Here is a 24,056-nt window from a genome sequence, read left to right as displayed (position 1 = left end):
ATGTGCCTCATTTAATAAAGCAGCGAGTATAAATCCGCCATACTTCAAGCTACATGGTTTGTTAACTTCAGTCCGCTACCAAAGTGGCATGTTCTCTGGGATAGCATCCTTAGTTCACTTAGATGCAATGAAAATTATTTTGGATATATGTGAGTTATCAATAGATGTATTCTCTCATATTGCTAATATGAATGTTATCAATACTGTGTTGCAAAATTTGCCAAAAATCATGTCAGCGATCGGTTATATGGAAAAATTAATGTCACTCTTAACCCGTTTAAGCCCTCTTCACTGATATTGTTTTCAATACGAATATCACCACCTTGACTTTGAATGAGGCGCTGACAGATGACTAAACCAAGTCCTAACCCTTCCTGTTTAGTGGTCGAAAACGGTGTAATACCCTGGGTTAACTGAGTTTGCTTCATACCTCCTGCGTCATCTTGAAGGACAAGTAAAAAGCGATCTGGCGCGAAGTGGAAACCAAAACATAAAGTATTGGCGCCCGCTTGGAGGCTGTTGCTGATCAAGTTTGATAGCAATTGGTCAAGTAGGGTTTCAGGGAGTTTCAATGTTACATCAGGGCTATCGGGTAACATTAACTTTACCTGCGGATAGTGTTGTGAAACCCGTAACAATTGGAAAATATGTTGTATCGTCGAAATGACTGACTGCGGATTTAATTGCAGCGAAATTTCATTATGGGGTTTACCCGCCCATAACCTTAAATTACGAATAATATCTGCACCACGCTGCGCTTGATTATCTATTTTGGTCAATGCACCAATCAATAGGTGTTCATCAGACTCTTTTTTGAGGCGCAAAATACAGCCTTGTGCATAGTGACGAATAGCGGACAGCGGCTGATTTAATTCATGAGCAAAACCTGAGGCCATTTCCCCCAAAATATTGAGCCGCTGGGCTTTCTCTAAATTAGCTTCTTGCTGACGTAAGCGGTTATGGGCTTCTTCTAATTGTCGGCTTCGGCGACGTACTAAAAACGCGATCCATACATGGTTGATGCCGAGTAGGGTAAAAAATAAGCCAATAATACCGATAGTGATCTGATGTTGAATTATCCAGCTGACAATATCTTGCCATATTTGGCGCTGCTGTGGATGTTGATTCACATCACGCAACAAGGTTTCTACTTGATTCGCTGATGCGGGTGCACCCCAGCGCATCCCTGATTTATCTGACGAAAGTAATGTTTTAGTGACTTTATCAACTAAATTATCAGGTACACCATTAAGCGCCGCAAATGACCAGTTAGGGTAGAGCTCGGTACTTGTTTTACAAGGAAGAGAGCTGTTGTGTTCAATTAATGGCCGAAACTGTTTTGCGTCAATCAACCCTTCACTATCCATATTTTCGAGCAAGCAAACTGGAACGATTGCCGCAGAAAGTGAGCTATCCCGTAAGGCATACAGTAAAGCATCTGCAGGGAAACCAAGGAACTGCATGCGAAAGTCTTTTTCTGCATTATATCCCATATCCTTTAATACTTTGTAGCCTAATAAATAGCCACCAAATGCATCAGGGGAAATTGCACCGACTTTTTTACCTATTAGATTTTTTACCTCAGTAATATCACTGCTTGCTCGAACCAAAATAACACTCCCAATCACATTGCGAGTGGTGCTATCCGGCTCCATGGATGAACGTAAAGAGAGTAACCAACGTAAATGATAGCGGCTATCTAACTGAACAAATTGCGCAGGATTAGTTAGCAAAAAATCTATTTTACGGGCTGAGATTGCATCACGCATTTCATCAAGATTCAGGGGCTGCAAAGTGAAATGTTCATCAGGAATAGATTGGTTCAGTGTATCGGTTAACGCTTGCCAATGAGATTGGGTTGAATTGGTTCCTCGTAACGCAAGCACACCGATTGTCCATTCAGCTGCCATTGCAGGAAATGACCACATTATTAGAGCGGCTATCAGTAAGCGATACAAAGACATAGATGATTTCTTTGACATATTTAGGTTATTCGTTGCGTTAGATCAAGTTAGCTATGGGTATGTGGTAAACCACAATAGGGCGGTCATGGCTCCCTTCTTACAATACAGCCATCTCTTCGATATTTCGAACAATGGAGCTAGTGGTCGTAGTACGAACTATTTAAAGAGATGAGTAATAAAGATAACACACCGACTTTAAAGAGAAATAAGAATTACTGTGGTTATCGAGAATAGGTTGGAGTAATAGCTGATAAAGCTAATAAAACCAAAAACATATTGATTCTTACCGTCTATTTTTGCATTAGCAATGTCATACTGGAGCCAATTATGGATCTGAGTAAACGAAAATTTCTACAACAATTAGGAGTGGTGACTGCTGGCGCATCGTTAATCCCGATAGCAGAAGCTGGTCTGAACTTCTCTCCAACTCGGCGTGAGGGTAATCCTGACAAACGTTATGGGATGTTGATTGACCTACGACGTTGTGTCGGATGTCAGTCATGTACCGTCAGCTGCGCCGTCGAAAACCAAATGCCACAAGGGCAATTCCGTACCACAGTTAACCAATATCAAGTCTCTTTGAAAGGGGAGGAAGGGTTGACTAACGTACTGTTACCACGCTTATGTAACCATTGTGATAGCCCACCTTGTGTACCTGTTTGTCCTGTTCAAGCGACTTTTCAACGAGAGGATGGCATTGTGGTTATCGACAATGAGCGTTGTGTAGGGTGTGCTTATTGTGTTCAAGCTTGCCCATACGATGCTCGCTTTATTAACCATACAACACAAACTGCCGATAAATGCACTTTCTGTGCCCATCGCCTTGAAGTAGGTTTACTCCCTGCTTGTGTCGAATCTTGTGTTGGTGGCGCTCGTATCATCGGTGATTTAAAAGATCCAAATAGTACTATTCGTAAAATGCTTATAGAACATGAGGCAGAAATCAAAGTTCTTAAACCTGAAAGCGGAACACTGCCACAAGTGTTTTATTTAGGTTTGGATGATGCTTTTGTTCAGCCCATGGTTGGTAAAGGGCAGCCCGCATTATGGCAGGAGGTGTTCTGATGAATGAACAAGCAACGTATATCGCAGAGATTATGGCGCAACCACAAGAATTTTTCTGGTTGCCGTGGGCCGTTCAATATTTCTTTTTTATTGGGATCGCCTCTTGTGCCGTGTTGTATGCATGCTGGCTAAACTGGCAAGCCAAAAGTGGCAATGATCGTTTAGAGATGATAGCCATATTTATTTCCATCACGATGGGGATCACTGGACCACTGGCATTGACGGCTGATTTACACCAAACAGCACGAGTTTGGCATTTTTATGCGCATCCAACGCTATGGTCATGGATGTGGTGGGGATCAGTATTACTTCCATTGTTTACAACGTTTAGTGGCCTCTATTTTATTGCACTATTAGTTAAATTGATTTGGAAAAAAGAGTTTAAAGCGACGCGATGGATTGCCTTGCTATCAGCAGTATCTGCGGCAGGTTTGTTGTTATATACAGGGCGTGAAGCTTCAGTATTAATAGCTAGACCAATTTGGTTTAGTTGGTGGATCCCTGTATTGATGTTCTTAAGCGCAATGCAAGCGCTACCTGCACTTATTAACCTTGGCACACGACGTGAGCCGCAATATCAACATCGTTTAGCGCGTTTTCATGTTGTCACTTTACTTCTGTTAGCCGTGTGTTTTGGATTATGGCTATCCGGTGACACCGTTTCCGGAGTTGCAGTTCGTCATCAACTCGATGTGGCCAGTCCCGGTTGGTGGATGCTGATGGGAATATGTGCATTGTGGGCAGTAGCGCTAGTGATGGCTCTTAGAAATTTGAAAGTAACCCGCTCAGTTCCTTACATTACACTGTCGGCACTGGTTGCTATGGGATTAACATGGAGCTTGCGTTGGGTGTTCTTGATGGAAGTTCAAGCTGTACCAAAATACAACATAATTGCTAATCCGTATGATTACCCACTCGGAACCGATGGGATGATGGCTATCATTGGAACCTTTGGTTTATGGATTGCGTTGACGATTATGGTTCGCGAAGGTGTTCGTTGGTTTGCAAGGAGAGTGCAACATGGTTAAATTCTCAAGACGTCAATGGCTTAAAGGTGGTTTAGTTGTCGGGGGACTAGCATTATTTGGTGCAAGCTACCGTGATGTCGCTAAACGTGCAGTTGATGGTCTCGTCAATGGAACATCAGGTAAAGTGACCTTAGATCGCATCAATGGCAACTCTTTACAACCTGAAGGTCAAGCTATTAGTGGTTGGCAAGAGAATCCTGAGCAAGTTATCGCGATGACGCAATGTTTTGGTTGCTGGACCCAATGTGGTATTCGTGCCCGTGTCGATACGGCTAAAAATGAAGTTTTACGTATCGCAGGTAATCCATATCATCCATTGTCACATGAAGAACACTTTCCGTATGGTATGCCCCTGAAAACAGCATTAAATAAAATGGGTGGAGAAAGTGGGCTTGAACACCGCTCAACGGCTTGTGCTCGTGGAGCCACACTGATGGAAGGCTTAACGAGTCCATTGCGTATTCTTGAACCGATGAAACGTGTTGGTAAGCGCGGAGAAGGTAAGTGGGAACGTATTAGCTTTGAACAATTGATCAAAGAAGTGGTTGAAGGTGGCAATTTATTTGGCGAAGGGCATGTTGATGGCCTGCGTGCAATTCGCGATCTTGAAACCCCGTTAGATCCTTCCCAACCAAAATTGGGGCCTAAGGCTAACCAACTGTTAGTTACTAATGCCGGTGATGATGGCCGTGATGGTTTTATTCGCCGTTTTGCTCAAAATGGGTTTGGTAGTAAAAACTTTGGTGCTCATGGTTCTTATTGTGGTTTAGCTTATCGTGCAGGTTCTGGCGCATTAATGGATGATCTTGATAAAAATGCCCACGTTAAACCTGACTGGGATAACGTTCGCTTTGCACTATTTATCGGAACATCGCCGGCACAGTCAGGAAATCCGTTTAAACGCCAAGGTCGCCAATTAGCATCTGCGCGGTTACGTGATTCCTTCAATTATGTAGTGGTTGCTCCTGCATTGCCACTAACGACAACTCTTGCGAATGACCATGGACATTGGGTCCCTGTCCAACCGGGAACGGATGCTGCTCTGGTCATGGGAATGGTTCGGTGGATCATCGAAAATGCGCGTTATAATGACCAATATCTGAGAGTGCCAAGTGAAAAATCGATGAAAGCGGTGGGAGAGAAAAGCTGGACTAACTCAACTCACCTTGTCATTACCGATGATGGTCACCCATTAGCAGGGCAATTATTGCTAGCTTCATATCTTAATGGTGAAGCTACTGATGATGAAGAAAGTCAAAAAGCTTACTTAGTCCAAGATGCGTCAGGTGAGTTGAAATTGGCGAATGATGTGCCGACGGCCGAACTGTTTGTAACACGCCAAGTGACATTACACGACGGCAGTGAAGTGACCGTAAAATCAAGCTTTCAATGTTTAAAAGAAGCCGCTGACCGTATGACTTTGGATGAGTATAGCGAGCGTTGCCAAGTACCAGTAAAAACTATTGAGTCATTGGGTCGAGCATTAACTTCTTATGATCGCAAAGCTGCTGTTATTTCTCACGGTGGCATGATGGGGGGAAATGGTTTCTATACGGCATGGTCAGTCATCATGTTAAATGCCTTGATTGGTAACCTGAACCTTAAAGGTGGGGTATCTGTCGGTGGAGGTAAGTTTAATGGCGAAAATGATGGCCCACGCTACAAAATGGCCAGCTACGCAGGTAAAGTGAAACCAAAAGGTGTCGTGCTATCACGCAGTAATGAAGTATATGAAAAATCAGATGAATTTAAAGCTAGGATTGCAGCAGGTGAAAAACCATATCCAGCTAAAGCGCCATGGTATCCGTTTGCTAAAGGCCAATTAACGGAACAATTAGCCTCAGCATTAATGGGTTATCCGTATACTTTGAAAGCATGGATCACCAATATGACAAACCCTGTTTATGGTATTGCAGGTATTCGTCAGGTTATGGAAGAGAAATTAAAAGACCCACAGCACCTTCCTCTAATTATTGGTATTGATGCTTTTATGAACGAAACGACAGCATTGGCAGATTATATTGTGCCAGATACCCATAACTTTGAAAGTTGGGGGTTCAGTGCACCTTGGTCAGGCGTTCAGGTTAAAGCAAGTACGGCACGTTGGCCAATAGTCGAATCACGGACAGCAAAAACAGCCGATGGGCAACCCGTTTCAATGGAAAGCTTCTGCATTGCTGTCGCGAAAGCACTTAATTTACCGGGATTTGGTGATAACGTTATTGAAGATATGGATGGCAATAAATATCCGCTGAATAGTGCTGAAGATTACTACCTCCGCGTAGCAGCCAATATGGCATGGCTTGGTGAGAAACCTGTACCAGAAGCTGCTAGTGAAGATATTCAAATTAGTGGCGTTGAGCGTATTTTACCTGCGATGACTGAATCCTTAAAGGCAGAGGAAGTTCGTCGAGTTGCTTATATTTTTACTCGAGGAGGGCGTTTCGCGCCATATGAAAAAGCATGGAATGGCGATGAGACTGGGCCTCAATGGAATAAAGGGTTACAGATTTGGAACCCGACCGTTGCTATAAATCGTCATGCAATTACAGGGGAACGTTACAGTGGCTGCCCAACCTACTATCCACCTCGCATGTCCAATGGCGAAGATGTGAACAATGTCTTCCCACCAAAAGAGTGGCCGTTGAAATTGATGTCTTTTAAATCACATGTGATGAGCAGTTCGACGACAGTGATTGAACGTTTACGACATGTGAAACCAACCAATTTGGTGGCAATTAATCCAACTGATGCCGAAAAAATGGGAGTTAAGCATGGTGATTGGGTCAAGATCACCACGCCGGGGGGACATGCAGAAGCGCAAATCAGTTTATTAGAAGGAGTGATGCCTGGAGTGCTGGCGATTGAGCATGGTTATGGTCATAAAGAGATGGGTGCTAAGCAGCATTATCTAGATGGTAATCCAATGCCAATGAATGCAGCGAATGGCTCAGGTATCAACTTAAATGATTTAGGTTTTGCTGATCCAACTCGCGAAGTCGCGAATACTTGGCTAGATTGGGTATCGGGTGCATCAGTGAGGCAGGGCTTGCCAGCGCGTATTGAATTAATATAATCATACCCGTCTTGCTTCGTGCCGCAGCGTTCGTTGTTGGCTTTATTTACGAACCCGAGTCACATACTGATGTATGTTTCTCGGGAGCCTCGCCAATACTCGTCATACATTGAGCTATAGTTTTGTTGACTGCTTTCAGCTGCCTGAATTACATACTAATGTTGTATAGCCTTGGTTGCAGCTTCACTATAACGCGAATTATTTAGGGTATTTATTCAGTAAATTATCAAATTTAAAGTCACAGTACATGTGAAGTAAATAAGGTACTTAGGCTAATTAAAATGCTTAGGTTTGGCGTGGGGAGAGTAAAGGTGAACCCATTCCATCGATAGCTAAGCTTTGATACATCAAAAGACCTAGCAGAATAAAAACTAAACCTGCACAGAATCCAATTATAATTCCCCAGTAAGCCGAGAAAGTAAAACCTTGCTTCTTTGCCAAATACATTGCTGTATCACGCAAAAAATAGACAAAAATAGCAATGGTGCAAATCGTTAACGCAGTACCTAATGCCATTGCCATAGCAGCTATAATCCCCCATTGGTAAACGCCAATAACATACGAAAAAATTAATACCAATAATGCCCCTGAGCAAGGACGTAATCCCATAGAAAACACTACGATAGCTTGAGTTTTAAGACTAATTGGTAACTGTTGAGGCGAAATGACATGTTGATGTCCACAATTACAAATAGCATCTGATTGATAGGGAGGGCTCATCACAAAGGCTTGTGTGGTATTTAAGGGAGAAACTGTACGAACTCTCAGTGCCTGTGCTTTGCTTTTGTGATTTATTTTCCAGAGTTGCCTGAAGGCTTTAAAGCAGCATAACAACCCGAGTAATATAACAAATCCATAGCTAAGTTTTTCACTGTATTGGCTGACTAAATTTAAATGGCGAGTCGATAGCTGGAAAATAACTAAGATAGCAGAAACTAATATGACCGCCACTAATCCTTGTAACAATGAAGATAGCAAACTGAGTATGACACTTTGTTTGAGACGAGTCGGATTAGTTGCAATGTAAGTGGTAATAATTAATTTTCCATGGCCGGGGCCAACAGCATGTAAAAGACCATATAAAAAGCTGATAGAAATTAGCATGAGTCCTGAGTGTAAAGTATCTTGGCTCGTTGCTTGCAAAAGTTCAGTGAGGCTATGGTTTAGCTGTTTCTGCCATGAGACGCTAATTTGCAATAACATAGGCCAGTGCTGGTGGAATTGATAGATCACTGTGATAAGTAACAGTAAGAATAGGATGCCGATGATCTTTGATAGCGAAAAGAAGCCGGGCTTATTTATTGACATTGTATTTTGACCCTTTGTGCAAATTGTAATCCTAATGTGTCGTCATCTTCAGCGGATTGATTCATATCCAGTGAATAGGCATATAAACGAAGTTCATCAGCGACATTGGGCTCTTGCAATGTGATTTTACATTCTGAGTTCAATTCTTTGGTGAGAATGATTGCCTTATTATTTGGGTAGGTCATATTGACAAAAAAAGTAGGATCATAGGTTAAAAATTCAATGTTGGCGTTTTTAACAGGGAAGGGATGCACAAAAAGAACTGTAAATGTGAAGACGACTTGTAGCCCTTCACGCTGTAAACGGTAGCTAGCAGGCAAATGCTGCAAGGCAATTTTTTTATCTTGAACGTAAAAATCAGTGAAATAATTTTGCGCTAGGATATTTGCCATCAAGGTGGCAGCTTGTTTCTTCCATTGAATATCATCTTCTTTGCTCTTTTTTAGGTCATAGGCAATATCTACAGATGTCATCGGATCCATCTTCCAAGTAAACGTGAGGCCGATAAATTGATCTTGTTTGATCTCAGGCATTACCTGCATATCAATAAAACTATGGGGGTGAGCATATCCCTTAGATGTGATAAATAAACAAAAAATAATAATTAACGTTTTGAATTTAAACATATTATATACTTTAATCAGTCTACTATAAGCTAATGACTCATAATGTTGATGTTATAATATAACTTAGTTTCGGTTTGAAATAAATCTAACATAGATCAGATGTTGCTCTATAAGGACATTAATTAAACATTATTTACTCAAATGTGACATACCAATTTATGGTGAATTGTTTTTACGATAGACAGAAGGTATCGAACTAAATTGGTGAAGGTAATATTTATTCCCAATGTTTAAATAGACGCTCAAAAAACCTTTTAAAATGAAGGGTTTTTTATTGGAGCAATAACGGTGATAATATTCAGGAATAATGTAGTGTGGCCATTTTGTTGGCGCTATTGATGTTAAACATTTAAATATTAGCAAGTTATAAAGGAATTGAGAACACCATGCCAGTGTTACATAACCAAGTATCAAACAAAATTCTTAAAGAGCGGATGTTGGCGGAAACTGAGCCACGCACCACAATTTCATTTTATAAATATATTAATATTCAAGATGCGAATGCATTTAGGAATGATTGGTACCTGAAATTTAAAGCACTTGATGTGTTTGGCCGTGTATATATTGCTAAAGAAGGCATTAATGCACAAATCAGTGTACCAGAATCAAATGTAGAAGCATTGCGTGAGCTTATTTATAGCACAAGCCCTGAATTGAATAATTTACGTCTTAATATCGCGATTGACGATGATGGTAAATCTTTTTGGGTTCTTCGCATGAAAGTACGTGACCGCGTAGTCGCTGATGGAATTACTGATGATTCATTTAATGCATCAAATACTGGGCAATATCTCAAAGCGCATGAAGTGAATGAGATGATTGATAGCCCAGATACTGTATTTGTTGATATGCGTAATCATTACGAATATGAAGTAGGGCATTTTGAGAATGCGATTGAAGTGCCATCCGATACATTCAGAGAGCAACTGCCCATGGCAGTTGAAATGTTACAAGAGCAAAAAGATAAGAATATCGTCATGTACTGCACGGGGGGGATCCGTTGTGAGAAAGCCAGTGCGTATATGCTGCATAATGGCTTTAAAAATGTCTATCACGTTGAAGGTGGCATTATTGAATACGCCCGTAAAGCAAAAGAGCAAGGATTACCCTTGCGTTTTAAAGGCAAAAACTTTGTTTTTGACAATCGAATGGGAGAGCGCATAACAGACGATATGTTGGCTCATTGCCATCAGTGCGGTGAACCATGCGACTCTCACACAAACTGCCATAATGATGGCTGCCATTTACTTTTCATTCAATGCCCATCCTGTGCAGAAAAATACGAAGGCTGTTGTAGTGCCGCCTGTAATGAAGAGATGAAATTACCTGAAGAAGAGCAACGAGCTCGTCGTGCTGGACGTGAAGTCAGTAATAAAATATTTAATAAATCACGTCATCGCTTATCAGATGGTTTATTAAATAACGATAAGTAACCAAGTAACTATCCCAATAAAATAAATGGCACCGCATAGTGTTAAATGGACAATATGCGGTGCCATTTCCCTTATACATCACTTAGCTTCGTCATTGGCTGTATTCAGTGATTTGAATCACAAAGTATATCTATATATGCTCGAAAGCCCTTCAGTTGCTAGCCTAGCAATATCTTAAATTTTTTACATATTTACGTGGTGAATTTTTCAAGAAAAATCTGTGTTAGAAAATAGAATATATAAATATGAAATAGAGGTTTCATACAATTAAGCGAGTGTAATAAAATTGAGTGAAGTCGATTAAGTTATTAACCCTATTAAGATTTTAATGATTGAATAAAATAGCTCAGTATATGTTTAAACGTGAATTATTTTAACATTAATTATTAATAAAGATACTTAAAAATATTATAAATAAAGAATAGCTCAATTCTGTTTTTGACAAAGACTTTTGCTGCAATATGTCGCTTTTGTGAATATACGGTGCTATTACTGATTCCCATTTTTTTGGAAATAACATGATTAGGAGTTTCATTCATCCAGCTGTTAATAATACATTGTTCTTTTAATGTGAATATTGATGAGTTTAAATTATTTGTTATCTTAATCATTTTTTCAATTTGTTCTGAATCCTTTATCAACTTATTCAAGGTTGGGATAATTATTTTTTTAGACATTACATAATAATTATCCTTCAATAACAATGGCTTATCTGATATTGGGTATGATGCGTTAATATAGATGTAAAACTTGACTTGATTCGATATGTTGAGAAGTTTTTTTAAAGTTAAACAATAATTTGAATGGTTACAGTAATAAGTTAGATTTACAAGAATAATTGTGGGTTTGCTATCATTAAGACAATCAATAGCATCTTCAATATATGCCACACTAATGAATTCTAATGTTTTATTAGAAGATAAATACTCTGTAATACCAAGCCGGGTATAATAGCACTCGTCAATAACTAATATTCTCATAGGGAACATCCTTGTTCGAAAAGGCTATTACAATAGATTGAAATTGATATGAAAGTCAATGAGCTAATTTATAAAAAACAATTTTATTAATTTATGTTTCTAATTAACTATTTAATTATTATTGGCATAGATATTATTATTTTTGATTATTTTGTATTTTTCTTTCTCATATGAAATGTGTATTAATAACGTATTCAAGCATGCGATTAATGGATATTTGGCTAATCCCAAATATCCATTATTTTCACTAGTGTGTTTTAAAGTCAGGTTCTACATAATCGCCGGATTCAATTTTATCAATGCCTGCTTGTAGAATATCGATAAGTTGTCTGGCTACATCGGTTGTTAACCACATTGTTTTATCAACAATGGCACTCTCAATATTTTCACTTTTTTCTGGAAGGTAATGCAAACGTAACATCATCGCATCATATGCATCAACGGTGCTGATGTCCCAGCCAACAACAGAGTGGGTCTGAATTACGTCATTTTTTCTATTCATAGACACCTCCTAATCATAATGCGTGATAAATATATATCGATAACTGACTAAGGGCGAAATACTCATGTCGAGTATCAATCAGTATAAGGGGATTTTTATAATAGGAAAGGAAATAAAAATTTTTTACATATAAATGACAGATTATGCAAAAAAGAAGCAGTAAGCTAAATAAACGGAAAGCATGGGCTTTCCGTTTAAATGCGTTAATCAATAATGCGTACGGTCCAACGAGAATCTTCACCGGCAAGGAAAGGTATTAATTTATCGTCACCACAATCAATTGACTGGGTAGTGATGTTTTCTTCTTTTGTTAGCTGAATATAGCCATCATTCACGGGCAAATTATAGAACTTAGGACCATTTAATGAACAAAATGCTTCAAAATGTGATAATGCGCCAAGTTCTTCAAACACAGTTGCGTATGCCGCAAGTGCAGTCGGTGCATTGAAAACACCGGCACAGCCACAGGATGATTCTTTACGATGTTGAGCATGGGGGGCTGTATCAGTACCTAAAAAGAAGCGGTCATTACCAGAAGCAACAGCGGTACGTAAAGCTTCTTGGTGAACATTACGCTTCAGGATTGGCAAGCAGAATAAATGAGGACGAACACCACCAACGAGCATATGATTACGATTAAACATTAAGTGTTGTGGTGTTAATGTTGCTGCCAAATAGTCATCTGCATCTTGAACGTATTGAGCAGCTTCTTTTGTCGTGATGTGCTCAAAAACGATTTTTAATTTAGGGAAATCCTTTCTCAGAGGTTGCATGACTAATTCAATAAAGCGTGCTTCACGATCAAAAATATCAATATTACTTGCAGTGACTTCACCATGAATGAGTAATGGCATACCTGCTTGTTCCATCGCAGCAAGGGTAGAGTAAATATTTTTGATATCAGAAACGCCATGGCTTGAATTGGTTGTTGCATTTGCAGGGTAAAGTTTACACGCAGTGAAGACTCCTTCATTGAAACCACGAATAAGCTCATCAGGATCTGTGGTATCAGTCAAATAGCAGGTCATCAATGGTGTAAATTTATGGCCTACGGGAACGGCTTGTATAATTCGTTCACGATAGGATTTTGCCATCTCAATCGTAGTAATTGGAGGGGTAAGGTTTGGCATGACAATGGCACGACCGAAAAATTGGCTAGTATAAGGGACAACAGTTTTTAGCATATCATCATCACGAAAATGAACATGCCAATCGTCTGGGCGGCGGATTTTTAAAGTTGTTACAGTAGTCATGAAACCGGCTCCGTAAAGGGTAGGAAATTTGATGAGCTAGATGCTCAAGCCGGGATAGAATAATAAAACGAAAGCCAAAAAATAGCTATGTTAATTAACAATTATCTTTTAGGTAAGTGGGTGTGTAAATGTATATTAGAAGGTAATCAGGAATTAATCGGAGTATATAAATATAAGACTTTAAGTTGGCTCCTCCAGCTGGACTCGAACCAGCGACATACGGATTAACAGTCCGCCGTTCTACCGACTGAACTATGGAGGAACTCCTTAAAGCGAGGTGGATATTAGCGCCACCGATTCGAAATGTCAAAGGAGAAACTTAAAAAAATGTTTGTTTGGCTGTTCTGTGATCGAATTGCTGTAAGTTTCATCGAATGTGCGAGCTAAACACGTTTTTTGGATAACTAAAATGTTTAGTATGAATATTTATCAAAAATAATGAGCAACTACAGAATAGCAAAAAGCCCGCATTAAGCGGGCTTTTTAAATTTGGCTCCTCCAGCTGGACTTGAACCAGCGACATACGGATTAACAGTCCGCCGTTCTACCGACTGAACTATGGAGGAATTGGTTGTTCCTGAGAACGAGGCGAATATTACCTATCCTGCTCAGGCTTGTAAAGCACAAATATAAAAAAAGAGCTCAAGTGATTACTAAGCAATCAAAGTGGTGCTTATGTCAGCTAAAATTGCCATTAATTAAGCCAATGCGTCTAAATCATTACTTATGTAGTGAATCTATATGGATGCCAAACAGTAAGATACATGTCTGATCAATAATAAGAGGCTGCTTTCGACAGTATGAATATTAGTGTTTATTCGTCCAAATGATACCAAATAGTGCTTATGTACTGTAAGCCTAATCATAGATCTTGCCGCCGCTATGATAAAGGTGGCTATTGTTATCTATATATGACAATCAAATAAAGTTATTAATGAAATCATTTAATATTCAATAAAGATGAAATTAAATCTAAATTTCTATCGGATAGTGTGATTTTTAAATGTTAAATTTGGAATAATCCCCATAAGATAATTAATATCAATTTAAAAATAGCATATGGTCATTAAGAGAAGATGTTCATGAGTTTTATAAAGAAAATGTTTTTTTGATTAAATTATTGTATTGGCATTGAAATTCATTTAATTAAAACTAAATTAATACACCATATAGGTTGGATATTATTTTTTAATATTATTAATTTTGTTTAAAATTAAGCATTGGATTGTGGTTGTTAATTTCCATGGTTTTTTTTGGGTATTTTTGTTTTTAATCTATTTGTATTTGACAATGCTTCTCGAATAATTCAAATTTAGCTTATAATCAATAGGTGATATCTGATTAAAATTATTTTTTACTTTTATTGAAATAATTAATTCTAGTGTTTGTTTGTTTTTTCATTTAGTAATCAAATTAAGATTTAAATATTTCATGTTATTTGGATAAATAAAAAAATATGGTTGGGTAATTGTAAATTTTAGATTAAATCAATGAGGTTTAAATGTTTCAAAATATTTCAGCTCTGTTTTTTTATAACTGCGTATTTTGTTAATTAGTTGATTTTAATGGTTTAATTTTGCTTTTTTCTTATGTTGATACTGATGATTAATTTTTTTTTACTCATCAATAGATGGCTTCTATTATGACATCGTGAAATTAAGGCAAATAACGATTGGATTTAGGTAATGAACTGTAAGTATGATTAAGAATAAATTAAATTTAGCAAAGTTTTATCTTGTCTAATAAAACTATTTACAACAAACGTAGTATCAAAAAGAAAAGGTAGTTTTATGCAAATGATAGAAAGTGTAAGATTTTTCACATCGTACGATGCTAATAAATATTTAGGAACACTTTTTAGGCTAAGAAGAAAAGAGCAAAAGATTAGTGAGTTAGAGCTATCAAAACTGTTAGGTATAAGCCAACAACAAGTATCTCGTTATGAAAACGGGCTTACAAATTTCAATATTATTATATTGTTTAAATTTTTCTATGCATTAAATATGAACTCTAAGGAAGTTGAGGGTATTTTTAATGAATTAAAAGGATTTTATTCAGATTCATCATTTGGAGGTTTATAAGGGATATAAAACTATTGGTGTATTTTCAGAATAAAATAACAAGGATGCTTATGTCGTAGTGAACTAATGTTAGTTTCGCTATTTTTAACCATAATTAAAATATTAATATGAGGAATGACACGTATGTTGAACAAACAACGTTTAATTAAATCTGTGATCGGATTAACAGTATTGTCAGCAAGTGGTTTAGGCGTTGCAGCGACAACAGTAACAGGCGGAACTGTCCATTTTACAGGCACAATCGTAAATGCAGCATGTGCGGTAAGTGCTAATTCAACGAACCAAACTGTAAATATGGGGCAATACAGGTCAGCATTTTTTGATGCTGTAGGTAAAAAATCAGGTAACGTACCTTTTTCTATTAAATTAGAAGATTGTGATACCACAGTTTCTAAGAAAGTCTCTGTTTCATTCTCAGGATTAACAACAGCAGATAATGTTACAGCACTATCTACTAGCAATATTGGTGGTGGTTCAGCTGGCGCTGCTAGTGGTGTCGGTATTCAAATTGCTGATCACCTCGGTCAAGTTTTGAAACCAGATGGCTCAGTGTTTTCTACGGCTCAGAATTTAGTGGATGGTGCTAATGTACTTAATTTTTCTGCTAATTATATATCAACGAAGGCTGTAGTAACGCCTGGTGCAGCGGATGCAGATGCTACTTTTACGATGCAATATGAATAAAGTTTATTATTAATACGCGATCCTTATGCGCTTTATTAGTGGCTGAGGTTTCTCGGCCACTATTTGCCAATTGGAGTACTAGTATAATGTATAAATTAATAAGCCTAATCGTTGTATTATGTAGTGCATCGTTTCATGTATTAGCTGGAGATAAACATCATGTGATTATTGATGGTGGAATGGTTCATTTACGAGGTGGTTTAGTGGAAGCCGGATGTTCTGTTTCAACGGAAGATGAGCAAAACATCATTAATATGGGGAAGCTCAGGACTAACCAATTTAAAGGTGCGGGAAGTTATACAGAACCAGTCACTTTTAAAATTAAACTCACGGACTGTAGTACCGCTATTAGTGAAAAAGTTAGCATTTCAGTGTTCGGTAGTATTAATGATAGAGACCCTCAAATATTTAAATTAGAGCAAAGTGACGCTGCAGCGAAGGGAGTTGGAATAGCCTTATTTGATACTAATGGTGAAATAATATTACCTAACATGCTACCAACAAAGTGGATTTCTTTTCACGAAGGTGAAAGTATTTTGAGTTTTAATGCCAGATACAGAGCGACAGATATGCAAGTCATTGGTGGAAAGGCAAATGCATCATTATGGTTTAATTTAATATATGAATAAAATGTAATGTTTTTAACTTTATGGACTAAATAAATATGTCAAAACTTATATCATTGATAAAAAAAATATACTTTTTAATGCCAGTTATTGCATTTGTTATGCCAACAGTTTCCGTGGCTGGAGGAATAGCATTAGGTGCGACAAGAATTATTTATCCACTAGAAGCAAAGCAGATTTCATTAGCTATAAATAATACTGATGAAAAGAATAGATTTTTAATTCAATCTTGGGTAGATGACTCTTCAGACAAAAAGACAAAGGATTTTATTATTACGCCACCATTATTTGTTAGTAAGCCTAAAAGTGAAAATACGATTCGAATTATTAATGCGGGCGCTAATTTACCAAAAGATAGAGAAAGCTTATTTTGGTTAAATAGTAAAGCGATACCCTCTATTGATCGTACTGAAATTGAAGATAAAAATGTATTACAAATAGCAGTGTTAGCAAGAGTTAAAATTTTTGTGAGACCTGAAGGGTTAACAATGAAATCCGGGGAAGCATATAAAATGCTTAAATTTAATAGAGTCAATGATGAGCTAAATATAGATAATCCAACTCCATACTATTTAACAATTATTAATATGAAAATTGGTAATAATGAGGTTGCAAGTACTATGGTGTCACCATTATCTAATAAACGCATTAAGCTGCCTAGGGGTACTATGGGAAGATTATCTTACCAGACTATCAATGACTATGGGGCAAATACGCCATTAATTGAAACTAATCTAAATTAGACTATCCGGTTTACATTTCTTTGATCCTGGAGTTGATATTATGCAGAATATAAGTCTGCCTAAACGTTTTAAAAAAACGATACTAAGCCAAAAAATAATAATTATTTCATGCGTAATAACAGCAGGTTATTTTATAAATATTAAATCAGTCTATTCTAATGAATTTTTTAACCCTGCATTTTTATCAGGTAATCCAAATGAGGTTGCTGATTTAAGTCGATTTGATAAAGGATTAGGACAATCAGCAGGCCAGTATCGGGTAGAAGTTTATCTTAATGATGAGTACGTTGGAACGCAAGATGTAAATTTTGTTAATATCCCGGTTGAAAGTAAAGTAATAAATCTAAACGATGATACTGGGCTAATTCCATGCTTATCTATAGATTGGTTTAAAAATCAAAATATTGATATTAATAATATTGTTCTTTTCAAGAATAGTGAGTGTGTTGATTTTTATTCGACATTTGATAAATCTTTATCAAAATTTGATTTTGAAAGTCAAAAGTTATTTCTAAATATTCCACAAGTGGCATTTATGAATAATGTACGAGGGTATATACCACCTTCTCAATGGCAATCAGGTATAAATGCATTTTTACTTAATTATAGTTTAACGGGGAGTAACAGTAAAAACACCAATAATAATGAAAAATATAATAATTATTTCTTAAATTTGCAATCAGGGTTAAATATTGGATCTTGGCGTTTTAAAAATGATAGTACGTGGAATCATTCATCTAGCAAAAATACGACTAACAGCCGTTGGAATAATATAAGAACATATGCGCAAAAAGCGATAATTCCATTAAAAAGTCAATTAACAATTGGTGATAGTTTTACTGAAGGTGATATTTTCGATAGTGTCGGATTTAGAGGCGTTATGCTTGCCTCTGATGATAATATGCTACCAGATAGTATGAGAGGATTTGCGCCAACGGTTAGAGGAGTTGCAAATAGTAATGCACAAGTCACTATTCGCCAAAACGGTTATGTAATTTATCAATCCTACGTTCCTCCGGGTGCATTTGAAATTAAAGATTTATACGCAACATCGAGCAGTGGTAATTTAGACGTAACGGTCAGTGAAAATAATGGCACTATCAATCAATTTACTGTCCCATATTCTGCTGTACCAATGTTACAACGAGAAGGTCGTATAAAATATGAAGTAACAGCGGCTAAATATCGCTCAGGTTCTTCATTGCAAACTGAACCTGATTTTTGGCAAGGCACTTTAAGTTGGGGATTACCAGAGAGTGTTACTGTTTATGGTGGTTCACAGTTATCTGATAATTATCGTGCTTTTGCAATTGGAGCCGGGAAAAACTTAGGCGCATGGGGAGCTATTTCAACAGATATTACACATGCGAATAGTCGATTGCCAAATGGTGAGCATAAAGACGGTCAATCAATACGTTTTTTATATGCAAAATCACTTAACCAATTAGGTACAAATTTTCAGCTTATGGGATATCGTTATTCCACTGCTGGATACTATACATTAAGTGAAACAAGTTACCGTGAAATGAGTGGTTATATTCTAAAAACCCAAGATGGGCCGATAGAAACAAAACCAGAAATATTTGATTATCATAATCTCTATTATACTAAAAAAGGCCGCTTTCAAGCTAATATTAGCCAACAAATTGAAGGTTATGGCTCAATATATATAAGTGCAAACCATCAAACCTATTGGGGTACTGATGAAACGGATCAATCTTTACAATTGGGTTATAACGGTAACTGGGAAGACATTAATTATGGTATCAATTGGTCGCAAAACAAATCAGTAGGTTTAAAAGAAACAGATAAAAGAATAGCAATAAATATTTCTATTCCTTTAACCAGATGGTTTGGTGGTGGCAAAGGCTTAGATATAACAAACTCGAGTAATAGTATTTACTCAACTTACACAATGACACGTGATAATAATAATAAAATGTCTCAGCAATTAGGTGTATCGGGTACCCTGCTAGAAAGCAATAATTTAAATTATAATATTATGCAGGGATATACGAATAAAGGTGAGAGTGCGACAGGGAGTGCATCGGCTAACTATCGTGGAGGCTATGGCGAATTAGGTGCGGGTTATAGTTATGGCAAAAATTGGCAGCAAATTAATTATAATATTAGTGGCGGCGTTATTGCTCACGCAGATGGTGTCACGTTAAGCCAACCTCTTGGTCGAACAAATATATTAATTGAAGCTCCAGGCGCTGATCACGTAGGAATTGAGAATGAAACTGGCGTTTTAACGGATTGGAGAGGATATGCTGTTGTTCCTAATGCAACAGCTTACCGTAGTAATCGTGTTGCTTTAGATATTACAAAATTACCTGATAATGTTGAACTAGAGAATTCAGTTACGAATGTAGTTCCGACTGAAGGTGCTTTAGTTAAGGCTAGCTTTAAAACGAATATAGGGACAAAAGCTCTTCTAACATTAATACAGCAAACCGGGGGAGTTGTACCTTTTGGGGCGATAGCTAAAGATGAAGCCACTGGTTCAGTTAGTATTGTTGCCGATGATGGCGCAGTTTATATGCCAAGTTTAGCTAACCACGGGAAAATAAAAGTTCAATGGGGTAACAATGAAACTCAACAGTGCTACGTTAACTACGCAATAGATGCCAGTAAGGTTAGTGGTATATTTAATGGCATTTTAAAATGTAAATAAAGCGAAAGGGTTTTTAGATGAAATTATATAATATTATTGTTATGTTGTTAATTATTTTTGGAATAAACAATAATGCAAATTCAGCCGCTTCATGTATTCAATGTGGCACAGTTACTAATACATTATCAACTACTTTAGTCAGTTCGGAAAATAATATAGGACAAGTTAAATTAACAAATAACATTGCAACCGGAGGGGCTAAATATAGCACAACAATTAATAAGGGAGGAGTGCAGTGGTGGTTGTCTTATAAAGATGAAGCTGTTATTCGGGCAGGAACGGCTACTTCTAATTGGAGCTATAGAGCTATTGATGAATATATTTCGTTAGCAGTAAGAGGTGTACACCCCGAATGTAATCGGACGTTTTATGCTCCCTTTAACGTTGAATTACTTACTAATGAAGAGTGTGCGGCAAGCCAGTATCCGCCAGGTGAAAGAGAATTTACCAGCATTAATTTACAAGCTCAAATTAAAATTACAAAAAAAATAGTAACAGGAGTATATACGAAAAATATTTATTATGCTGATATGGGAGTGTGTGAACCTCTTGGTTGTCAATCTAAACAAGCAATATTACAAAATCTATATATAAACTTAAATATTACCGTACCACAAACATGTTCAATTAATGCAGGGCAAACATTGACGATTGATTTCGGAAATATCTCTGTTGCTGCATTTAAAACAGCAGGAGCCAAAGCTGAGGGCGTTAATCCCAAAATAAGTACTTTAGCCATTACTTGCGATAATATTGCAGCGGGTACGAATTTAAATATGCGCTTACAGGCAAATAATGTTTCAGGTAATGTTGTTGTATCGAATAATAATGATGTGGGATTTATTGTAACTGATGCTAACGACAAACCATTAATACCAAATAATTTATCAAGCGTTATTCCATTTTATTTAGATAATAATGTCAAGGCTAATGCGACAATAAAAGTTTTTCCTGCAAGTGTCACTGGAATAAAACCTTCTGAGGGGGCAGTAACATCACAAGCTTTTTTACGAATTGATTTTCCTTAATTATTTTGGAGAGCAGTAATAATGCTAAATACAATAGGTAATAATCTCATCGGAATTAAACTGATGCCTAAGTTTTTTTGTTGTCCTTAATAATGTTATCGTTTTTGAGTAAAGCGGATATTGGGCAAATAAATTTAGTTATGAAAGCTAATTTAGTCTCGAATGCCTGCACTATTAGCCCTGAAACTGTAAATCAAACTGTTAATTTAGGCACATGGGCAACAAGGCAATTTAAAGAGACATATAAAGGTGTTCCACCCAAAAGATTTATTATTAATTTAATTGATTGTGGCCCCGCGGCCACAGGTCTGAAAGTGACCTTTTCTGGTGTTGTCGACCCGAATAATAATATGCTCTTAAAGTTAGATGCTGCAAGCACGGCCACTAATTTAGGTATTTCTATCTTAGATAGAAATAGAAATATGATAAAACCAGGCGTTGAAACGATAATTTATCCCGTACGTGCAAATTCAACAAATATACCACTTGAGTTTTATGCGCAGTATGTAGCAACGAATAAAAATGTTACAGCTGGAACTGCTAATTCTCAAGCTACGTTTGTACTTGAGTATCTTTAATTTTTTATATAGAACAAACTATAAAGGAATGTGTTAATGAAATTAAAATTATCAATAGGGTTAATCCCTTTAATTATTTCAGTTAATGCCTTTTCTGCTGAAGGTTCCGGAGTTTATATTTCAGCTAAAACAGGTATTTCTTTATTTAGATCGTTAGATAATCATGTATATGGCTCAGGTAATATCGCAAATGCTTTGTCATATGATGTAGAAAAAGAAAACCTAAAAAACTCATCAACGACAAATTTTTCACCTAATATTGCTATCGGATATAAATTCGCGAACGAGTTTCAACAGCCAGTTAGAGTCGAGTTAGCTTATCAATACTTTGGTAGTGATAAATCAAGTGCTAATATAGAACCATCGGCGGTAGGGTATTGGTCACCACAACAAAATGATTCTTTTCCATTACCAGCAAAAACTTCATTTTCTAAAAAAACAACAGTTAATACTTTAATGGTTAATACTTACTATGATATGCCAGTTAATGAATATGTGAGCCCGTATATTATGGCGGGAGTTGGCGCGGCTTTTCTTAAAAATTCGGCTAATATGCAAAGTAATGTCGCGGGGCAAGATATACAAAGTCATTCTACCAGTAATAAAACTAACCTCGCTTGGGCGCTAGGAACTGGAGTTTCTTGGAAAGTGAATGAAAATATTTCAATTGAAACTGGCTATACTTATACAGATGTGGGTAATATCAAAAATAGCCTAACAGGCCATAATGGTATTAATGCTAATCAATTTAATAGCAATACAAAACCTCAATTGCACACTCTTTTTGCTGGAGCATCGTATTATTTTAAATGATAAATTATACTGATACTAATATTTTATAGTATGTAGGTAAGAAATAGCTAAATCTACCTATGTTAAGGGAAATTAGTCATTATTCTTTCCTATTATTTGAAGTGTTATTATTTACATCCCCAAAAATTAGCAAGCATATCGACTAAAAGTGCATTTTATCTATTAATACATTGGATCCTGCATAAATAAAGAAACTTGTTGGTAACTGATGAGGCTATCCATATCAAACGCCGATGAACATAGATAGCTGTGTTCATCGGGGCGTTAATTTTATCTACACCTCAATCCAATCCATAATTTGAAATATATCAATTATATTGAATACATACTTAGTCAATAATGAAATCAATGACTCATTCGGAATTTTGTTTGAATTAATGAGCGTTTTCTATGACTACTGGAGGGTTATAGGGAGAGCGATGTATCTAGATTAATTAATATATATTTGAAACTATAGATAGCAAAAAGCCTGCTATATAAGCAGGCTTTTTAAATTTGGCTCCTCCAGCTGGACTCGAACCAGCGACATACGGATTAACAGTCCGCCGTTCTACCGACTGAACTATGGAGGAATTGATTGTTCCTGAGAACGATGCGAATATTAACGATATCGCCTCATGCTGTCAACGATAAAAACAGAAAAACAATGCGTTTGCTTAATCACTGCGCATTATGATTAACTTTTACTCTACCTTATTGATATTGCGCTTTATTCTGTGTTGTTAAGTGTGTTTTAGCTGGTGTCGGCACTTCGGGAAATGCAATGTGATAAATATCATAAAATGAAAGCATGCCTTTAAGATCCATTAAACGGGTAATTTCTTCTTTTATCGCACTATTAACATCTTTAGAATCAAGTATTTTCTGAATTGAAGAGCCAGAAACCAGTTCAGTAACAAACCATTCTCCGTTATAGCAAACACGTAAATCCAGTACCCCAATATCTTCAAATCGGTAAATAGGTTTGATATCAAATAGCAACACTCCAGCTAAGATGACAAATAATGCAGTAAAACCAATCATCCAGTAGAAGCCAAAGTAAGGAGCGTATAAGACTAAAATGGCTAAAGGGATATAAGCAGCAATCATACCAATACATAGGTAAGGATGATTGGCAATGAACTGGCTGTTAAAGTAAGGCTTACCATCACGTTTCTCATTTTTATTGATGGTGTCCAAATCTTCGATAAGTATTTGTTTGATAATATCCATGATGTGATAGCTCTCTGTAAGACATCTATATAATCAAGAGTATCATGCGTAAGTTGAATTGTTATATATCAGTTGTGAAAAAAAATGAGTGTAATTGTCACTATATCAGAATTTCCCCACTGAAAATTATGCGTATGTTTATCAATAAATTCTTTAAATTATCAATAAAATGCGAAATTTTTGTTAACCTTGTAAACTGAAAAGTGACGTAACCGAAAAAACGACATTTTTTTGGAGTTAATCCATATAAAATAGTTGCTATTATTCGTAACTCGTGAGTTAATGACTATCGGCCTGTGTAGCAGTCCTATTTGATGTACGATTACTAAGTTAGTGAGTTATAAGAATAAAGTTATCCCAGATAGCCTTTGACCTTAGT

19 protein-coding genes and 3 tRNA genes are annotated in these 24,056 nt (G+C 36.9%); 12 read left to right on the top strand and 10 right to left on the bottom strand.

What is annotated here, in order from left to right; genetic code table 11:
* Positions 1–227: 227 nt before the first annotated feature.
* Positions 228–1,964, bottom strand: coding sequence for a tetrathionate respiration histidine kinase TtrS (ttrS, locus tag OOA_RS08560; RefSeq protein ID WP_008911744.1), 1,737 nt, complete (start codon positions 1,962–1,964; stop codon positions 228–230).
* 327 nt (positions 1,965–2,291) lie between these two features.
* On the opposite strand from ttrS, the gene ttrB reads away from it, so the two are divergent.
* Genes ttrB through ttrA form a run of 3 tightly spaced genes read left to right on the top strand, consistent with a single transcriptional unit; the run spans position 2,292 to position 7,133 of the window.
* Complete coding sequence (ttrB, locus tag OOA_RS08555) at positions 2,292–3,029, top strand: tetrathionate reductase subunit TtrB (RefSeq protein WP_008911743.1); 738 nt, start codon at positions 2,292–2,294, stop codon at positions 3,027–3,029.
* The gene (ttrC, locus tag OOA_RS08550; RefSeq protein ID WP_008911742.1) at positions 3,029–4,057 is read left to right on the top strand and encodes a tetrathionate reductase subunit TtrC; all 1,029 of its coding nucleotides are present in this window, start codon (positions 3,029–3,031) and stop codon (positions 4,055–4,057) included. Before ttrB ends, ttrC begins: the two co-directional genes overlap by 1 nt.
* The gene (gene ttrA / locus OOA_RS08545) at positions 4,050–7,133 is read left to right on the top strand and encodes a tetrathionate reductase subunit TtrA (protein WP_008911741.1); all 3,084 of its coding nucleotides are present in this window, start codon (positions 4,050–4,052) and stop codon (positions 7,131–7,133) included. The genes ttrC and ttrA overlap by 8 nt, the downstream gene beginning before the upstream one ends.
* Positions 7,134–7,418: 285 nt before the next feature.
* On the opposite strand, the gene OOA_RS08540 is transcribed toward ttrA, so the two are convergent.
* Entirely contained in the window at positions 7,419–8,441 is a 1,023-nt protein-coding gene (locus OOA_RS08540; RefSeq protein WP_008911740.1) for a nickel/cobalt transporter, read from the bottom strand.
* Positions 8,432–9,067, bottom strand: coding sequence for a DUF1007 family protein (locus OOA_RS08535; protein ID WP_008911739.1), 636 nt, complete (start codon positions 9,065–9,067; stop codon positions 8,432–8,434). Before OOA_RS08535 ends, OOA_RS08540 begins: the two co-directional genes overlap by 10 nt.
* A 386-nt stretch (positions 9,068–9,453) precedes the next feature.
* Here OOA_RS08535 and trhO point away from each other — a divergent pair, with 386 nt between their 5' ends.
* Complete coding sequence (gene trhO, locus OOA_RS08530; protein ID WP_008911738.1) at positions 9,454–10,500, top strand: oxygen-dependent tRNA uridine(34) hydroxylase TrhO; 1,047 nt, start codon at positions 9,454–9,456, stop codon at positions 10,498–10,500.
* 386 nt (positions 10,501–10,886) lie between these two features.
* Here trhO and OOA_RS08525 read toward each other — a convergent pair whose 3' ends face one another.
* From OOA_RS08525 to OOA_RS08505, 5 genes are all read right to left on the bottom strand, one after another.
* Entirely contained in the window at positions 10,887–11,480 is a 594-nt protein-coding gene (locus OOA_RS08525) for a LuxR C-terminal-related transcriptional regulator (protein ID WP_008911737.1), read from the bottom strand.
* A 247-nt stretch (positions 11,481–11,727) separates the two neighbouring features.
* Positions 11,728–11,982: a biofilm formation regulator BssS gene (gene bssS, locus OOA_RS08520; RefSeq protein ID WP_008911736.1), complete on the bottom strand. Its 255-nt coding sequence runs from the start codon at positions 11,980–11,982 to the stop codon at positions 11,728–11,730.
* A gap of 203 nt (positions 11,983–12,185) precedes the next feature.
* On the bottom strand, positions 12,186–13,235 hold the full coding sequence (gene pyrC, locus OOA_RS08515; RefSeq protein ID WP_008911735.1) for a dihydroorotase: 1,050 nt from the start codon (positions 13,233–13,235) through the stop codon (positions 12,186–12,188).
* A gap of 186 nt (positions 13,236–13,421) precedes the next feature.
* Positions 13,422–13,497, bottom strand: a tRNA-Asn gene (locus tag OOA_RS08510).
* Positions 13,498–13,725: 228 nt separating this feature from the next.
* A tRNA-Asn gene (locus tag OOA_RS08505) sits at positions 13,726–13,801 on the bottom strand.
* A gap of 1,224 nt (positions 13,802–15,025) precedes the next feature.
* Here OOA_RS08505 and OOA_RS19770 point away from each other — a divergent pair.
* The 8 genes from OOA_RS19770 to OOA_RS08465 all read left to right on the top strand — a co-directional run bounded on the left by OOA_RS19770 (position 15,026) and on the right by OOA_RS08465 (position 22,465).
* Positions 15,026–15,316 (top strand): helix-turn-helix domain-containing protein, encoded by a 291-nt coding sequence (locus OOA_RS19770; protein ID WP_008911734.1) that lies wholly within the window; start codon positions 15,026–15,028, stop codon positions 15,314–15,316.
* Between the two features lie 123 nt (positions 15,317–15,439).
* On the top strand, positions 15,440–16,000 hold the full coding sequence (gene fimA / locus OOA_RS08495; RefSeq protein WP_008911733.1) for a type 1 fimbrial major subunit FimA: 561 nt from the start codon (positions 15,440–15,442) through the stop codon (positions 15,998–16,000).
* A gap of 86 nt (positions 16,001–16,086) precedes the next feature.
* Positions 16,087–16,629 carry a fimbrial protein gene (locus tag OOA_RS08490; protein WP_008911732.1) on the top strand — a complete coding sequence of 181 codons (543 nt, stop codon included), beginning with the start codon at positions 16,087–16,089 and terminating at the stop codon, positions 16,627–16,629.
* 35 nt (positions 16,630–16,664) lie between these two features.
* Positions 16,665–17,369 (top strand): fimbria/pilus periplasmic chaperone, encoded by a 705-nt coding sequence (locus tag OOA_RS08485; RefSeq protein ID WP_008911731.1) that lies wholly within the window; start codon positions 16,665–16,667, stop codon positions 17,367–17,369.
* Positions 17,370–17,409: 40 nt separating this feature from the next.
* Entirely contained in the window at positions 17,410–20,046 is a 2,637-nt protein-coding gene (locus OOA_RS08480) for a fimbrial biogenesis usher protein (RefSeq protein ID WP_008911730.1), read from the top strand.
* A gap of 17 nt (positions 20,047–20,063) precedes the next feature.
* Entirely contained in the window at positions 20,064–21,074 is a 1,011-nt protein-coding gene (locus OOA_RS08475; RefSeq protein WP_008911729.1) for a fimbrial protein, read from the top strand.
* 140 nt (positions 21,075–21,214) lie between these two features.
* Entirely contained in the window at positions 21,215–21,652 is a 438-nt protein-coding gene (locus OOA_RS08470) for a fimbrial protein (protein WP_236611176.1), read from the top strand.
* A 36-nt stretch (positions 21,653–21,688) separates the two neighbouring features.
* Positions 21,689–22,465, top strand: coding sequence for an outer membrane protein (locus OOA_RS08465; RefSeq protein ID WP_008911727.1), 777 nt, complete (start codon positions 21,689–21,691; stop codon positions 22,463–22,465).
* A 496-nt stretch (positions 22,466–22,961) separates the two neighbouring features.
* Here the strand turns inward: OOA_RS08465 and OOA_RS08460 are convergent.
* Positions 22,962–23,037 (bottom strand) — tRNA-Asn (locus OOA_RS08460).
* Between the two features lie 121 nt (positions 23,038–23,158).
* Entirely contained in the window at positions 23,159–23,677 is a 519-nt protein-coding gene (locus OOA_RS08455; RefSeq protein WP_008911726.1) for a YlaC family protein, read from the bottom strand.
* Between the last annotated feature and the right edge of the window lie 379 nt (positions 23,678–24,056).

Source organism: Providencia burhodogranariea DSM 19968 (assembly GCF_000314855.2).
In the GTDB taxonomy this organism is placed as follows: domain Bacteria; phylum Pseudomonadota; class Gammaproteobacteria; order Enterobacterales; family Enterobacteriaceae; genus Providencia; species Providencia burhodogranariea.
Note: the sequence above shows the minus strand (reverse complement) of the source record. Positions and strands in the feature narration are given on the sequence as shown.

Coding starts and splice junctions, on each gene's coding strand:
- ttrS (WP_008911744.1), bottom strand. CDS start 1,964: ATGTCTTTGTATCGCTTACTGATAGCCGCTCTAATAATGTGGTCATTT.
- ttrB (WP_008911743.1), top strand. CDS start 2,292: ATGGATCTGAGTAAACGAAAATTTCTACAACAATTAGGAGTGGTGACT.
- ttrC (WP_008911742.1), top strand. CDS start 3,029: ATGAATGAACAAGCAACGTATATCGCAGAGATTATGGCGCAACCACAA.
- ttrA (WP_008911741.1), top strand. CDS start 4,050: ATGGTTAAATTCTCAAGACGTCAATGGCTTAAAGGTGGTTTAGTTGTC.
- OOA_RS08540 (WP_008911740.1), bottom strand. CDS start 8,441: ATGTCAATAAATAAGCCCGGCTTCTTTTCGCTATCAAAGATCATCGGC.
- OOA_RS08535 (WP_008911739.1), bottom strand. CDS start 9,067: ATGTTTAAATTCAAAACGTTAATTATTATTTTTTGTTTATTTATCACA.
- trhO (WP_008911738.1), top strand. CDS start 9,454: ATGCCAGTGTTACATAACCAAGTATCAAACAAAATTCTTAAAGAGCGG.
- OOA_RS08525 (WP_008911737.1), bottom strand. CDS start 11,480: ATGAGAATATTAGTTATTGACGAGTGCTATTATACCCGGCTTGGTATT.
- bssS (WP_008911736.1), bottom strand. CDS start 11,982: ATGAATAGAAAAAATGACGTAATTCAGACCCACTCTGTTGTTGGCTGG.
- pyrC (WP_008911735.1), bottom strand. CDS start 13,235: ATGACTACTGTAACAACTTTAAAAATCCGCCGCCCAGACGATTGGCAT.
- OOA_RS19770 (WP_008911734.1), top strand. CDS start 15,026: ATGCAAATGATAGAAAGTGTAAGATTTTTCACATCGTACGATGCTAAT.
- fimA (WP_008911733.1), top strand. CDS start 15,440: ATGTTGAACAAACAACGTTTAATTAAATCTGTGATCGGATTAACAGTA.
- OOA_RS08490 (WP_008911732.1), top strand. CDS start 16,087: ATGTATAAATTAATAAGCCTAATCGTTGTATTATGTAGTGCATCGTTT.
- OOA_RS08485 (WP_008911731.1), top strand. CDS start 16,665: ATGTCAAAACTTATATCATTGATAAAAAAAATATACTTTTTAATGCCA.
- OOA_RS08480 (WP_008911730.1), top strand. CDS start 17,410: ATGCAGAATATAAGTCTGCCTAAACGTTTTAAAAAAACGATACTAAGC.
- OOA_RS08475 (WP_008911729.1), top strand. CDS start 20,064: ATGAAATTATATAATATTATTGTTATGTTGTTAATTATTTTTGGAATA.
- OOA_RS08470 (WP_236611176.1), top strand. CDS start 21,215: ATGAAAGCTAATTTAGTCTCGAATGCCTGCACTATTAGCCCTGAAACT.
- OOA_RS08465 (WP_008911727.1), top strand. CDS start 21,689: ATGAAATTAAAATTATCAATAGGGTTAATCCCTTTAATTATTTCAGTT.
- OOA_RS08455 (WP_008911726.1), bottom strand. CDS start 23,677: ATGGATATTATCAAACAAATACTTATCGAAGATTTGGACACCATCAAT.